13 protein-coding genes are annotated in these 13,066 nt (G+C 65.2%); 3 read left to right on the forward strand and 10 right to left on the reverse strand.

The window, feature by feature from the left end; translation table 11 throughout:
* Window positions 1-145: 145 nt before the first annotated feature.
* From msrB to VHN57_RS20120, 5 genes are all read right to left on the reverse strand, one after another.
* On the reverse strand, window positions 146-550 hold the full coding sequence (gene msrB, locus VHN57_RS20100; protein WP_004209174.1) for a peptide-methionine (R)-S-oxide reductase MsrB: 405 nt from the start codon (window positions 548-550) through the stop codon (window positions 146-148).
* Window positions 551-593: 43 nt separating this feature from the next.
* Window positions 594-1,622 (reverse strand): DNA polymerase III subunit delta, encoded by a 1,029-nt coding sequence (gene holA, locus VHN57_RS20105; RefSeq protein ID WP_423285035.1) that lies wholly within the window; start codon window positions 1,620-1,622, stop codon window positions 594-596.
* A complete protein-coding gene (gene lptE, locus VHN57_RS20110; protein ID WP_313393487.1) occupies window positions 1,619-2,164 on the reverse strand; it encodes an LPS assembly lipoprotein LptE in 546 nt (181 codons plus the stop codon). Before lptE ends, holA begins: the two co-directional genes overlap by 4 nt.
* Window positions 2,165-2,228: 64 nt before the next feature.
* On the reverse strand, window positions 2,229-4,796 hold the full coding sequence (leuS, locus tag VHN57_RS20115) for a leucine--tRNA ligase (RefSeq protein WP_423285038.1): 2,568 nt from the start codon (window positions 4,794-4,796) through the stop codon (window positions 2,229-2,231).
* 103 nt (window positions 4,797-4,899) lie between these two features.
* Window positions 4,900-5,346: a DUF3576 domain-containing protein gene (locus tag VHN57_RS20120; protein ID WP_004209178.1), complete on the reverse strand. Its 447-nt coding sequence runs from the start codon at window positions 5,344-5,346 to the stop codon at window positions 4,900-4,902.
* A 233-nt stretch (window positions 5,347-5,579) separates the two neighbouring features.
* Here VHN57_RS20120 and VHN57_RS20125 point away from each other — a divergent pair, with 233 nt between their 5' ends.
* Window positions 5,580-6,308, forward strand: coding sequence for a hypothetical protein (locus VHN57_RS20125; protein ID WP_004209179.1), 729 nt, complete (start codon window positions 5,580-5,582; stop codon window positions 6,306-6,308).
* A 61-nt stretch (window positions 6,309-6,369) separates the two neighbouring features.
* On the opposite strand, the gene VHN57_RS20130 is transcribed toward VHN57_RS20125, so the two are convergent.
* Together VHN57_RS20130 and VHN57_RS20135 are read right to left on the reverse strand one after the other, a co-directional pair.
* Entirely contained in the window at window positions 6,370-6,885 is a 516-nt protein-coding gene (locus VHN57_RS20130; protein WP_423285040.1) for a carboxymuconolactone decarboxylase family protein, read from the reverse strand.
* A gap of 95 nt (window positions 6,886-6,980) precedes the next feature.
* The gene (locus tag VHN57_RS20135; RefSeq protein ID WP_423285042.1) at window positions 6,981-7,535 is read right to left on the reverse strand and encodes a thiamine phosphate synthase; all 555 of its coding nucleotides are present in this window, start codon (window positions 7,533-7,535) and stop codon (window positions 6,981-6,983) included.
* Window positions 7,536-7,558: 23 nt separating this feature from the next.
* Between VHN57_RS20135 and VHN57_RS20140 the strand changes: the two genes are divergently transcribed.
* Window positions 7,559-8,293 carry a YggS family pyridoxal phosphate-dependent enzyme gene (locus VHN57_RS20140; RefSeq protein WP_423285044.1) on the forward strand — a complete coding sequence of 245 codons (735 nt, stop codon included), beginning with the start codon at window positions 7,559-7,561 and terminating at the stop codon, window positions 8,291-8,293.
* Here the strand turns inward: VHN57_RS20140 and VHN57_RS20145 are convergent.
* Both VHN57_RS20145 and pdeM read right to left on the reverse strand, forming a co-directional pair.
* Window positions 8,271-11,066: a TonB-dependent receptor gene (locus VHN57_RS20145; protein ID WP_423286069.1), complete on the reverse strand. Its 2,796-nt coding sequence runs from the start codon at window positions 11,064-11,066 to the stop codon at window positions 8,271-8,273. The two genes, VHN57_RS20140 and VHN57_RS20145, sit on opposite strands and share 23 nt — an antisense overlap.
* Before the next feature lie 190 nt (window positions 11,067-11,256).
* On the reverse strand, window positions 11,257-11,916 hold the full coding sequence (gene pdeM, locus VHN57_RS20150) for a ligase-associated DNA damage response endonuclease PdeM (protein ID WP_214865045.1): 660 nt from the start codon (window positions 11,914-11,916) through the stop codon (window positions 11,257-11,259).
* A gap of 65 nt (window positions 11,917-11,981) precedes the next feature.
* Between pdeM and trhO the strand changes: the two genes are divergently transcribed.
* Entirely contained in the window at window positions 11,982-12,806 is an 825-nt protein-coding gene (gene trhO, locus VHN57_RS20155) for an oxygen-dependent tRNA uridine(34) hydroxylase TrhO (protein ID WP_423285047.1), read from the forward strand.
* Here the strand turns inward: trhO and VHN57_RS20160 are convergent.
* Entirely contained in the window at window positions 12,803-13,063 is a 261-nt protein-coding gene (locus VHN57_RS20160) for a hypothetical protein (RefSeq protein WP_007704048.1), read from the reverse strand. The genes trhO and VHN57_RS20160 overlap by 4 nt on opposite strands.
* Window positions 13,064-13,066: the final 3 nt, after the last annotated feature.

The raw sequence follows: 13,066 nt of genomic DNA on the forward strand, positions 1-13,066 counted from the left end.
TCAGGGCGCTCGTCCGGAAAACTCCCCGGTCTGTAAGGATGATGCGGCTTTACCCGCGATGAATATTATCGGTGGAGGTCCGAACAAGCCGGGGCGGGCAACACATTGCGCCCCGGCCCCGCACCAGTCCGTCCCTATGACGCTCTTATTCCGCGTCGTCGCGCGATTTGAAATCCAGCGACGCGCTGTTCATGCAGTAACGCAGGCCGTTGACGCCGGGGCCATCAGGGAAGACGTGGCCCAGATGGCCCTCGCAGGTGGCGCAGCGCACCTCGGTGCGGATCATGCCATGGCTGGCGTCGCGAATTTCCTCGACCGCGTCGATATCGACCGGCGCGGTGAAGCTGGGCCAGCCCGACCCGCTGTCATATTTTTCCTCGGCATCGAACAGCTCCGCGCCGCAACCGGCGCAATAATAGACGCCGTCGGCCTTGTTGCTGTTATATTTGCCGGTGAAGGCCCGTTCGGTGCCCGCTTCGCGCAGCACATGATATTGTTCGGGGGAAAGGCGCGCACGCCATTCGGCTTCGCTCAGGTCCAGCTTTTCCATGGCCGCAATATGGCGTCCGCCGAAGCCCTTATCAAGTCCGCGATCAGGCCCGCTCGCGCGCCGCCTGTCGGGCGATCGCCAGCAGCTCGTGCCGCACCAGCAGGTCGCCCAGCCCCTTGCCGCCGCGGCTGGACCGTTCGGCCTGGGCCAGACGCTGGATGACGCGCGCGATGCCGGTCGCGTCCCACAGCCGCACCTGGCGGGTGACCAGCCCCTTCTCCTTCCAGAAGACCGCCTTGCCGGCCGATTCCACCGCCGCCTCCAGCCGCCCGCTGCTGTCAAAATCCGCGCGGATATTGGCAATCAGCATGGCGCGGGTCAGCAGCGGCCGGATTACCAACGCCATGGCCGCGCCGATCTCCGCCAGATTGTTGAGTTCCTTGTGCATCGCCCGGAGGTCGCCGCCCAGCACCGCATTGACCAGCGGCGCGGCGTCGGAATCGGGATTGTCGGCCGACAGCGCGTCCAGCGCCTCCGCCGTCGCCTCGCGCGGCTGTTCCGGCGCGGCGTCGAGATAGAGGACCAGCTTCTCGATCTCGATTCCCATCAGCGCCCGGTCGCCATTGGCCAGGTCGACGATGCGGCGCGCCAGTTCCTGCGGCAGGCGCAGGCCGTTCTCGCGCGCGGTCGCCATGGCGATCTGCTCCGCCTCGCGCGCATCGGGCTGATAGGAGATGAAGGCCATGCAGCCCTTGTGGTCGAGCGCCAGCTTGACCAGCTTCGACGTCGCCTTGAGCGCACCGGCAATCGCGATCACCGGATTGCCCGCCGCCTCCGCCTCCAGCAACGCCGTGACCGCTGGCAGCGATTCATCGCCCATGCCGTTGATCCGCACCCAGCGCTTGTCGCCGAACATCGAGAAGGACGCCGCCTCGTCGGCCAGCCGGGCCGGATCCTCGCGCAGCGTGGCCACGTCCAGGTCAACCCGCTCGGCCCCCGGCCCCATCGCCCGCTCCAGTCGCCTGGCGAGCGCCGTGCTGCCCGCCTCGTCAGGACCATAGAGCAGGAAGAAGCGGATATCCGACGGCGGCGCGTCGAGCGCCTTTTCTATCTGGCCGCGATTGGCTTTCACTGGCCGGTCGACGCCGCCGGCGATGGGGCCGACGATGGCGCCGCCTGGGCGCCCTCCTTGCGCGTCGCATACAGCGCCAGGCGGGTGACGATCTGGTCGGCCACGATCTCCGACAGCCGCTCCAGCGCCGTATCTTCGGCCGCGATCGTCGCATATTCGCTCGACGTCGCGTTGATGCCGGCGTCCGACCCGGCGCTATCGTCCAGCACCTGCGCGCCGGTCGCTTCATCGATCAGTTGATAGCGCGCCCGCAGCGTGCGCCGCTCACGGGTGATGGCCGCGTCGGACCGCAGACCGAAGCCGCTGATCTGATCGTCCAGCTTTACCACCAGCTTGTAGCTGGGGCCGGAACCATTGCTGATCGCGCCAAGCCGGTCGTTGAGGGCGTTGCGCATCAGCCAGCCGCCCTTGCCCGCAATATCCTGCACCTCGACATGGCCCAGCCCCTGCGCCACCGCGCCATGGCTGCCGCCGCCATAGACCGGGCGCAGCCCGCAGGCGGTAAGAAAGGTCAGGGCGACGAGGGGAAGGATGCGCTTCATGGGCATGATCCTTATCCCGTCACCCCGCCCTTGTCGAACCAAAGGTCGGGGTGACGGGCACAGGTCAGATGACCAGATTGACCAGACGGTCGGGCACCACGATCACCTTCTTGGGGGTGGCGCCGTCCAGCGTGCGAACGACGTTCGGCGCCGCCAGTGCCAGCTTTTCCAGCTCGTCCTTGGGCGTGCCCTTGGGCACGGTGATGGTGTCGCGCAGCTTGCCCATCACCTGGCAGGCGATGGTCACCTCGTCTTCGACCAGCAGTGCCGGATCGACCGCCGGCCAGGCGGCTTCGGCGATCAGGCCCGGCTGTGCCATCTCGGCCCAGCCCTCTTCGGCCAGATGCGGGGTCATCGGCGCCACCAGCAGCGCCAGCGCGCGGATCGCGGCGGTGCGGCTGGCCGACGGCTTGGCCTTCTCGATCGCGTTCACCAGCTCATAGATCTTGGCGACGGCCTTGTTGAAGCCCAGCGCCTCGATATCCTTGGCGACGCCGTCGATCGTCTGGTGCAGCTTGCGATCCAAGGCCTTGTCCTGGCCTTCCGCCGCCGCATCGGCTTCGCCGAACAGGCGCCAGACCCGGTTGACGAAGCGCCAGCTGCCCTCGATGCCGGCCTCGGTCCAGGGCAGGTCGCGCTCGGGCGGGCTGTCCGACAGCATGAACCAGCGGACGGCGTCGGCGCCGTACTGCTCGATGATGTCGTCGGGATCGACGACATTCCTCTTCGACTTGGACATCTTCTCGACGCGGCCAATGGTAACTTCCGTGTCAGTCCCGGCCAAGAAGACCTTGCCATCACGTCGTTCGATATCCGCCGGCGAGACCCACTGTTCGACGGCATACACCTCGGGATGAGAACCGTCGTAATCTGAAGGCGGATCAACTGGGATCGCAGCCTTGTAGGTCTCGTGCGTCACCATGCCCTGGGTGAACAGGCCGGTGAAGGGCTCGGCAAAGCCCAGCTGGCCCATATGCTGCAGCGCACGGGTCCAGAAACGGGCGTAGAGGAGATGCAGGATCGCATGTTCTACGCCGCCAATATATTGGCCGACCGGCAGCCACTGCTCGACGGTCGCACGATCGAACGGCTTGTCGTCGGGCTGGCTGGCGAAGCGGATGAAATACCAGCTCGAATCCGCGAAGGTGTCGAGCGTGTCGGTCTCGCGCCGCGCTGCCTTGCCGCAGGTGGGGCAATCGACATGCTTCCAGCTCGGGTGGCGGTCCAGCGGATTGCCGGGAATGTCGAAGGTCACATCCTCGGGCAGCTTCACCGGCAGCTGGTCCTTGGGCACGCCCACCACGCCACAATCATCGCAATGGATGACCGGGATCGGGGTGCCCCAGTAACGCTGGCGCGACACGCCCCAGTCGCGCAGGCGGAACACGGTCTTGCCCGCGCCCCAGCCTTCACCCTCGGCGCGGGCGATGACGGCGGCCTTGGCGGCTTCGACAGCCATGCCGTCCAGGAAGCGCGAGTTCACCAGATTGCCGGGGCCGGTATAGGCCTCGTCATGGATCGGCTTGTCGGCTTCGCCATCCAGCGCGACGACGCGCTCGACCGGCAGCATATATTTGCGCGCGAAGTCGAGGTCGCGCTGGTCATGCGCGGGCACGCCCATGACGGCGCCGGTGCCATAATCCATCAGCACGAAATTGGCGATGAAGACGGGCAGGTGCCATTCCGGATCGAACGGATGCGCGAGCGTCAGGCCGGTGTCGAAGCCCAGCTTCTCCGCCGTTTCCAGCTCGGCGGCGGTGGTGCCGCCTTCCTTGCACTTCTCGATGAAGGCGACCGCGTCCGGATTGTTCGCGGCAACGGCCTGCGCGACCGGATGGTCGGCGGCGATCGCAACGAAGCTGGCGCCGAAGATCGTGTCGGGACGGGTCGAATAGACTTCGATTTCGCTGTCGAACGGCGCGACCGGCTTGAAGCTGAACTGCAGGCCGACCGACTTGCCGATCCAGTTTTCCTGCATCAGCCGCACCTTGTCGGGCCACTGGTCGAGCGTCTGGAGGCCCTCCAGCAGATCGTCGGCAAACTGGGTGATCTTGAGGAACCACTGGTTGAGCTTGCGCTTTTCGACCAGCGCGCCCGAACGCCAGCCGCGCCCGTCGATCACCTGCTCGTTCGCCAGCACGGTCATGTCGACCGGATCCCAGTTGACCTGGCTTTCCTTGCGATAGACCAGGCCGGATTCCAGCATGTCCAGGAACAGCGCCTGTTCATGGCCATAATAGTCCGGCTCGCAGGTGGCGAGTTCGCGGCTCCAGTCGATCGCGAAACCCAGCTTCTTCAGCTGCGCGCGCATATTGGCGATGTTGGACCGGGTCCATTCGCCCGGATGCACCTTCTTTTCCATCGCTGCATTTTCGGCCGGCATGCCGAACGCATCCCAGCCCATCGGATGCAGCACTTCATGGCCGGTCATCCGGCGGAAGCGCGCCAGTACGTCGCCCATCGAATAGTTGCGGACATGACCGATATGGATGCGCCCCGACGGATAGGGGAACATCTCCAGCACGTAGCTGCGCGGCTTCGTCGAGGCATCATCCGCCTTGAAGCTCTGCTTCTCGTCCCAGACGGCCTGCCAGCGGGCGTCGGCCTCCAGCGGGTTGAAGCGCCTTTGCATGTCATGTCCTTACAAATGCAAGCGGGCTGGGCTCTGTAAAAGCCCAGCCCCGATGGTTTGAAAACAGGGCGTTACCGTATCAGTCGCGCCCGAAAGGGGTGGTTCAGCCGATTGCCATGCGGCGCAGGTCGCGCGCCTTGGTCAGGATGATCTCCTCCAGCTTCTGCACCGTCGCGGCCTGCACCGGGGCATCGACCCACTGGCCATTCTGGTTGACCTGGCGGCTGGCGGCCACGCGCAGCGCGTCGGCGCGCAGATCCTGATCCAGGATCGACACGGTGACCTTCATCCGTTCACTCGGCGTGTTGGGATTGGTATACCAGTCGGTGACGATGACGCCGCCGTTGGAATCGGTCTGCACCATCGGCATGAAGGACAGCGTGTCCAGGCTGGCGCGCCACAGATAGGCGTTGACGCCGATGGTGGTGACCTTCGACGCGGCCAGATCGGCCTTGGGCCGTTCCTTCGCGCCGCCCCCGCATGCGGCAAGCGGCAGGAGCGCAGCCAGCAGAAGACCGGAGGAAAGGGTAACGGGAAGGCGACGGACCATCAGGCATGTCCTAGCTTGAAAAGACGAAAAACGCCCCGCTTCTATAGTCGACGCGCGCCATTGGGCAAGGGGGCGCGCGGGTCCGACACGCCACGGATCGTCGCAACCCGTCCTCGGAGTCTGTGTACTCTGTGCAACAGCTCAGACAAAAAGCGGATGGCGCCTCTGGTCAATGGCGCTTTTTGGTGTCTAATGCGTCTTGAAAAATAACCGGTGGGGAAGAGATTCGAATCATGCGCGTGAAACGGGGACATTTGGCATTGGCAGGCTCGGCGATCGCCGTCGCTGGCTTCATGCTGTCGCCCGCTTTTGGCGCCGCAACCGATCTCGTCCGCATGCGTGAGGAAGCTCCTGTGTCGCTTGGCGCGCTGGGCAGCATTTCCTCCTTCACCCCCACGACCAAGGATTCGCGCCTGGCTGCGGCCTATGCGAAGATCGCCGCCTCGGCCGGTCGCCAGAATTTCCGTTTCACGCCGACCAGCGGTTCGCTCAGCGGCCAGCGCTCGATCACCGTCATGGTGCGCGCCAGCGACGTCGATCGCGTTGCCGCCAACCGCTCGGTGGTCCCGGTCAACATCGCGCCCGTCAGCTTCAGCCTGAATGGCGAGCATGGCTGGCGCAAGTTCGCCCTGCCGGAAAATACCGGCCGCAAGGCGCTGGACCCGGTTCCGGTCGAAACCATGGTCGATGCGAAGAATTTCTCGCTGGATGACGGCAAGAAGGATCGCTTCAGCACCAAGGTGCTGCTGGAAAGCCGCCGCGAGCCGACGGCGACCGTCCGCAACCCGAGTGCGGACAAGGATTATTCGCTGGATCTGGCCAGCTCCTACTCGCTGACCCGCAACCTCAACGTGACGGCGGGCATCCGCTACAACAACAGCGTTGCCGGCCGCCTGACCCCGATGACCGACGAGCGCCAGGACAACCAGGCCGTCTATCTGGGCACCATCTTCAAATTCTGATCGCCTGAAAAGGCTAGGATACGCATGATCGGCATCGCCTGATGCCGATCACTCCAACGCGTCAACAGTAACTGCCGCCACCCTTGGCGCAGAGCATGACCGGCTCCGTCTCGATCAGGCGCAATGACTGCACCATGTCGGCAGTGCCCTGCTTATATTTCAGGAAATGCGGTGTCTTGAGATGCGCCTGATAGGCCGCGTCACTGGCATAGACTTCCAGCAGGCGGATGCTGGCTGGCTTTCCGGCGATCGCCACCGCCGACAGCGACAGCACGCCCGGCTCCTGCGCCACCGATGCGGTCATCGCCGGCGGCCAGCCGGCATAGAAGGCCAGATGAGTGATGGTCGCGATGATCTCCGCGCGCGTCAGCCCATTGTCGAGCGCCCGCTGCAGGTGAAAGGGCAGCTCATTGCCGCAATAGAGCGAGATGAGGCTGGTGATGGTGATCAGGCTGCGGTCGCGCGGCGACAATGCCGGATCGGTCCAGACTTCGCCGAACAGGGTCTTGTCGGTCATTTCCGCCAGATGAGGCGCCAGATCGCCAAAGGATCGGCGCGCGTCGGTGGGTTCGGTCATGTCGGGTCTCCGCAAAAGGAACGGCATCCCCCAGCCTAGCCGACTTATCCACAGGCTATTAGGCCCGCATCCGCGCTAGGCCCCATGACCCGGATTCATATATGGTCGGTCAGTCCGTCGATCGCCGCCCAGCCCACCGCGCCGATTCCGCGTAGCATATGCCGGTGCTTTGCCCTGACCCCGCCCAGCGCGATCACCGGCGCCTTCGCCTGCCGCGCAAGCGCCGCAAAGCCGATCCGCCCCAGCGCCCCGGCACCAGGATGCGACCGGGTCAGGAACAGCGGCGAAAGGAAGACCAGGTCAGCCGACCGTGCCGCTGCGACCTCCCGCCGGTCATGCGCCGCCTGGCTGTGGATAAGTCTGTGGAAATTTTTCGCCCCATCCCGCCCATGCCAGCCATCCGCGCGCCAGGCCGCCGCCGTTCGCGCGTCCCCCGCCAGCATCAGCACCAGTCGCCGCCGCCGCGCAATCGCCCGCAATGCCTCGAACAGTGCGCGCCGTTTCACCGCCTTGGTGCGATAATGGCGAAAGACGATTCCCGCGCGCCCGCATGGCAAGCGCGCCGCCGCCGCCAGCAACGACGCATCCTCCACCCGCTCATCGGTCATCAGCCAGAGGCCGGGCAGCTTTTTGCGGTGGCGGGCGTGCATGGCCATCGCCTATAGCAGCCGCCATGACCACCGACATCCCCGAAGCTGCGGCCCGCCTCGCCACCCTGCGCGACCAGATCGACCGCGCCGCCCGCCTGACCCAGCGCAGTGCCGACGACATCAATCTGATCGCCGTGTCCAAGACCCAGCCGGCCGAAGCGATCCTTCCGCTGATCCACGCCGGCCAGCGCGTCTTCGGCGAAAACCGCGTCCAGGAAAGCCAGGACAAATGGCCCGCCCTGCGCGAGCAATTCTCGGATCTGACCCTGCATCTGGTCGGCCAGTTGCAGTCGAACAAGGCGGCCGATGCTGTCGCCCTGTTCGATGTCATCCATTCGCTCGATCGCCTTTCGCTGCTGAGCGCGCTCGCCAAGGCGATGGACGCCGCGGGCAAGCGCCTGCCCTGCTTCATTCAGGTGAATATCGGCGCCGAGGAACAGAAGGGCGGCTGCCCGATCGCCGATGTGCCGGCGCTGATCGCCGCCGCGCGCGACGCCGACATCCCCTTGCTCGGCCTGATGTGCTTGCCCCCGGCCGATGTCGAGCCCGCCCCCTATTTTGCCCTGCTCGCGAAAATGGCGCGGGAAGAGGGCCTCCCGCGCCTGTCGATGGGCATGTCGGGCGATTTCGAAACCGCCCTGATGCTGGGCGCCACCGACATTCGCGTCGGCACCGCCCTGTTCGGCGAACGCGCCCCCGTCAGCCGCCCCGTCCCCCGGAGCGGCCTGGGGATGATCAGAAACGCCCCCGCAAGGTAATGCCATAGGTGCGGGGTTCGGCCAGATAGGCGGAGATGAGCTGGTTCGCCATCGGCGCGCCCTGCACGAACTGCCCGGTGGTCGATGTCGCCGGGCTGCTCGACTGGAGCGGGCTGCTGAAGGCGACCTGGGTATAATCCTGGTTGAAGATATTTTGGCCCCAGAATTCGACCGCCCAGCGCTGATCCTTGCCCCGCAGGCCGACGCGCGCATTGAACACCGCAAAGCCGTCCTGCGCCTTTTCCGGGAACAGGTCGGACCCGGTATTATAGTCGCTCATCATGCGGCCATCGATGTAGAAGAGCGCGGACAGGCCGTTCGACCCGATATCGGGCGTCCAGGCCATGCTCGCAGTCGTCACCAGTTGCGGCGCATTGCTGTTGATCGATCCGGGCAGCAGGAACAGTGCCGGATCGAGCGGCACGCTGCCATCGCCGCTGCCGACCAGCCGCTTGGCGAATTTCGCCCGTGCGTAGGTCAGGCCGCCGGTCAGGCGGAAATGGCGCACCGGTGAAGCGGTCAGTTCCAGTTCCACGCCCTGGCTGATCAGGCCCGGCCCGACATCGCCCGAATCGCAGGTCCGCGACGCCGACAGGGCGCTGTCACAGCCATTGATATTCTGCACAACGAAGCTGGTGCCGTTGAAGGTGTTCAGCTGGAAATTCTTGAACTCCTGACGGAAGGCCGCGATGTTCGCGCTCCATTTCGGCTGGGTATATTTAAGGCCGATTTCAAAGGCATCGACCTTCTCTGCGGCGAAGCGCAGGCTCGTCACATCGGCATTGGTGCGCGGCGCATAGACCGCCGGCACCGTGTTCAGGCCGGTCGATCCCAGCTGGAAGCGGTCGAGGTTGAAGCCGCCCGCCTTATAGCCCTTGGAATAGCTGCCATAGACCAGCATCTCGTCGATCGGCTTCCACGACAGCACCGCCGTGCCGCTGAACTCGCCGTCGCTGATCTTGTCGTTGAGGTCGAGCGCATTGAGCGTGGTCGAGCCATTGCCAAGGCAGCCGAGCGTCAGGATGCCGCCCGCCAGCGCCGCCGCACTGCCCAGCGACGCATTGGTCGCCAGCGTCGGCAGCGAAGATGCCTGCAGCGCCGCGCAGGTCGCGTTGTTGTTATTGAAATCCGAAGAGAACTTCTTCGATTCATGAGTGTAGCGCAGGCCCAGGGTCAGATCGAGCCGCTTGGTGATGTGGATGATATTATGGGTAAAGAGCGCCCAATTCTCGCTCTTCTGGCGATAGATGGAGGCGACGTCGCCGGTGCCTTCCGGGATCGCCGCCAGCGCGCGCAGGCCATTGCCAAGACCGGTGGAGATCGCCCCCGCCTGTGCCGCCGCAACGCCGGCCGGCAATCCGGCATTGATCAGCGCGGCGGTAAGCCCGGCGTTGAGATTGGCCTGCGTGCCGCCGATCAGCGCCGACGTGGCAAGACCGCTGCCGCAGGCCGCCAGTTGCGCCGCAGTGAAGTTGCTGTTGACGCCCGCGCCCGCCATCAGGCGGCAGGCGGCAAAGCGGCCATAGTCGGCGCCGAAGCGGATATTATCTTCCAGCGTCAGCTTCTCATTGGCGTAATATCCGCCCACCAGCCAGTCGAGCGCCTCGTTGAAGGCTGAACCCTGCGCCCGCAATTCCTGGGTGAAGGTCTTGAACTGGCGATAGGTGTTGGGATCGCGATAGAGAAGGTCGGCGCCCGAATAGTCATAATCGCCATAGTCGCGAGATTTATAGTCGCGATAGGCGGTGATGCTGGTCAGTTTCGCGCCGCCCAGATCATAGTTGATCTCGCCCGACACGCCCCAATCCTTGAGCTTGCTGACATAGTCGCGCCCTTCGGTGATGGTCAGCTCGCGATCATAGGGATCGGCGGGGAAGACGCTGCCCTGCCCGGCCAGGATCGCGCCGATGCGGTTGAACGGCGCCGTGCTATAGCCGCCGCCGGTCGCCGGCCGCCGTTCGCGCGTCTCTACATAGGCCGCGCCACAGCAGCTTTCGTCGCGATTGGTATAATCGCCGATCAGTCGGATCGACAGGGCATCATTGGGTTCGATCAGCGCCTGACCACGCAGGAAATAGCGGTCGCGATCATTGGTATCGCCAACCTTGTTGCCGCTGGCATCGACCAGATCATAGAAACCGTCGCGCTTGGACCAGACGCCGTCCAGGCTCAGCGCGATCCCCTTGGCGATCGGGCCCGTGATGCGCCCGGCCAGGCGCCAATAATCATAATTGCCATAGGTCGCCTCGGCCATGCCACCCAGGGTGAATTCCGGCGCCTTGCTGACGATGTTGATCAGGCCGGCCGACGCGTTGCGGCCGAACAACGTGCCCTGCGGCCCGCGCAGCACCTCGACCCGCTCGATCTCGCCCAGATCATTGAGGCCCGCACCGGTGCGCGACCGATAGACGCCGTCGATGAACACCGCGACCGAGCTTTCCAGGCCAGGATTGTCGCCGACCGTGCCGATGCCGCGAATACGGGCCGAACCATTGGCCTCGGTCCCGGTAGAAGAAACCAGCAGGGACGGCGCCAGCTGGTTGAGCGCGCGAATATCATTGGCGCCGCTGTTCTGCATCGCCTGCTGGCCGACCGCCGATACCGCAATCGGTACGTCGGACAACGGGCTGGCGCGGCGGGTCGCAGTGACGATGATGTCGACGCTTTCGGTGTCCACCGCCGCCTGCGGCGCGGCATCCTGGGCATGGGCAAGCGGTATGGCGCCCACCAGTGCGACGGCACCGGCGGACAGCAGCCAAAGGCTCTTGTGCATCATGATGTGCATCCTCTCCTGGCCCGCCTGGCTTTTTGCCGGGTCGGGACTATGCGCGATTATGCTGCCACAGTCGGAATAACGCAATATATCGCGTGATTCCGGGCTTTTTCCGCAGTTGCGTGATGATGGCCGCATAGTCCTGTTGCCTAGCAGCAACAATTTAACGCCCGGTTTCCGTAGCGTTTGCTTACGTCAGCGGAAAGCGCAGCAATCGGTCGGAAACGGGTATCAACGCCATTGCACCCGGCCCGACGGCCTTTTGTATCTCGCCATGGCCCGCATCCAGCCCGCCCGTCAGCGCGCCGAGCGCCGGCAGGATCAACTTGGTCGGCGATCCGACGAAGCAGCGGCGCGACACATGCCGGCCGCGCAGCGACAGGCGCAGCTTGGGGTGGAAATGGCCCGATATCTCCGGCCGGGGGTCGGCCGGGTCGGCCTCATGCCGCAGCCAGACGCCGTCTACCTCCGCCTCGACCGCACGGCGTCCGCCCGGCATCTGCGCCACGCCGACGTCATGATTGCCGGTTATCCACAGCCAGTCGAGCCGTTCGGTCAGCGCCTGCAATCGCGCCCGCGCCCGCGGGTCCAGCCGCGCCGCGCCATCGGCATCATGAAAACTGTCGCCCAGCGACCAGATCGCCCGCGCGCCGGTGCGCGCCACCAGCGCCTCGATCATGTCCAGCGTCGCCGCGCTGTCGTGCGGCGGCAGGAACTGGCCGAAGCGCGCATACCAGCTCGCCTTCTCGAAATGCAGGTCGGCCACCAGCAGCGCGCCCTGGGCCGGCCAGAACAAAGCCGCCTCCGGCAAAGCCAGGAAATCATGACCTGCGAACGAAAGGGGAACCATCGCCCGGCTATGCGCCCTCTTCGCCCGGCTTTCAAGTATGCGCGCCAGCGCCTATAGGGCTCCCCATGTTCACCGTCGCAGCCCTCTACCGTTTCGCCACCTTCGCCGACCCGCAGGCAACCGCCGCCGATCTGCGCGCGCTCTGCGCCGATCTTGGCACCTGCGGCACGCTGATCCTGGCGTGTGAAGGCATCAACGGCACCGTCGCGGGCACGGCTGACGCGATCGAGCGGCTGGTCGCCCATATCCGTGCCCTGCCCGGCTGCGCTGACGTCGATGTGAAATATGCGACCGCCGACAGCGCCCCCTTCGGCAAGATGAAGGTCAAGGTGAAGGCGGAGATCGTGACGCTGGGCGCGGGCGACCTGGACCCCGCCCATCAGGCCGGCGTCCATCTCGATCCCGCGGACTGGAATGCGCTGATCGCCGATCCCGACACCGTCATCATCGACACGCGCAACGCCTATGAGGTGGCGGTCGGCACGTTCGAGAATGCGATCGACCCGGCCACCCGCTCCTTCCGCGAATTTCCGGCCTGGTTCGACGATTTCGCCGCCAAGCTGCGTGACGAGGGCCGCAGCCCGAAGATCGCGATGTTCTGCACCGGCGGCATTCGCTGCGAAAAATCGACCGCGCTGGTCAAGGCGCGCGGCTTTGACGAGGTCTATCACCTCAAGGGCGGGATCCTGCGCTATCTGGAGGAAATGCCGGAGGCCCAGAGCCGGTGGCAGGGCGACTGCTATGTCTTCGACGAGCGGGTCGCGGTCGGCCATGGGCTGAAACAGGGCCATTATGCCACCTGCAGCGCCTGTGGCCTGCCCTATCCGCGCGATACCGACCATGACTGCCCCGGCGGCGACGCCGACGGCGCCTGGCCGCATCGGGGCTAATCCGCGCTTTCCACCAGTTCGACCATCTCGAACTGATAGGATGTCCAGCCCCGCATCCGCGCGCCGTCGGGCGCGGCGGCGCGCTTCTTCTTCGCCTCGGCCAGCGAGCGGGTGTGGCCCCAGAACACTTCGGTCTTGCCATTTTCCAGCACGGCCACGATCCGCCAATAATGGGTGAAGGGGTCGGCGGTCGGCCCGATCTTCTTCACATAGCCATCCGGCATGGTGGCGGTCAGATAGCGTTTCCGGCGCGCCATCGG

This window comes from Sphingobium salicis subsp. salicis, from assembly GCF_049472635.1.
In the GTDB taxonomy this organism is placed as follows: domain Bacteria; phylum Pseudomonadota; class Alphaproteobacteria; order Sphingomonadales; family Sphingomonadaceae; genus Sphingobium; species Sphingobium yanoikuyae_A.

Coding starts and splice junctions, on each gene's coding strand:
- VHN57_RS20160 (WP_007704048.1), bottom strand. CDS start 13,063: ATGGCGCGCCGGAAACGCTATCTGACCGCCACCATGCCGGATGGCTAT.
- VHN57_RS20135 (WP_423285042.1), bottom strand. CDS start 7,535: ATGCACGCCCGCCACCGCAAAAAGCTGCCCGGCCTCTGGCTGATGACC.
- VHN57_RS20140 (WP_423285044.1), top strand. CDS start 7,559: ATGACCACCGACATCCCCGAAGCTGCGGCCCGCCTCGCCACCCTGCGC.
- msrB (WP_004209174.1), bottom strand. CDS start 550: ATGGAAAAGCTGGACCTGAGCGAAGCCGAATGGCGTGCGCGCCTTTCC.
- VHN57_RS20125 (WP_004209179.1), top strand. CDS start 5,580: ATGCGCGTGAAACGGGGACATTTGGCATTGGCAGGCTCGGCGATCGCC.
- VHN57_RS20145 (WP_423286069.1), bottom strand. CDS start 11,066: ATGCACAAGAGCCTTTGGCTGCTGTCCGCCGGTGCCGTCGCACTGGTG.
- trhO (WP_423285047.1), top strand. CDS start 11,982: ATGTTCACCGTCGCAGCCCTCTACCGTTTCGCCACCTTCGCCGACCCG.
- pdeM (WP_214865045.1), bottom strand. CDS start 11,916: ATGGTTCCCCTTTCGTTCGCAGGTCATGATTTCCTGGCTTTGCCGGAG.
- leuS (WP_423285038.1), bottom strand. CDS start 4,796: ATGCAAAGGCGCTTCAACCCGCTGGAGGCCGACGCCCGCTGGCAGGCC.
- VHN57_RS20120 (WP_004209178.1), bottom strand. CDS start 5,346: ATGGTCCGTCGCCTTCCCGTTACCCTTTCCTCCGGTCTTCTGCTGGCT.
- VHN57_RS20130 (WP_423285040.1), bottom strand. CDS start 6,885: ATGACCGAACCCACCGACGCGCGCCGATCCTTTGGCGATCTGGCGCCT.
- lptE (WP_313393487.1), bottom strand. CDS start 2,164: ATGAAGCGCATCCTTCCCCTCGTCGCCCTGACCTTTCTTACCGCCTGC.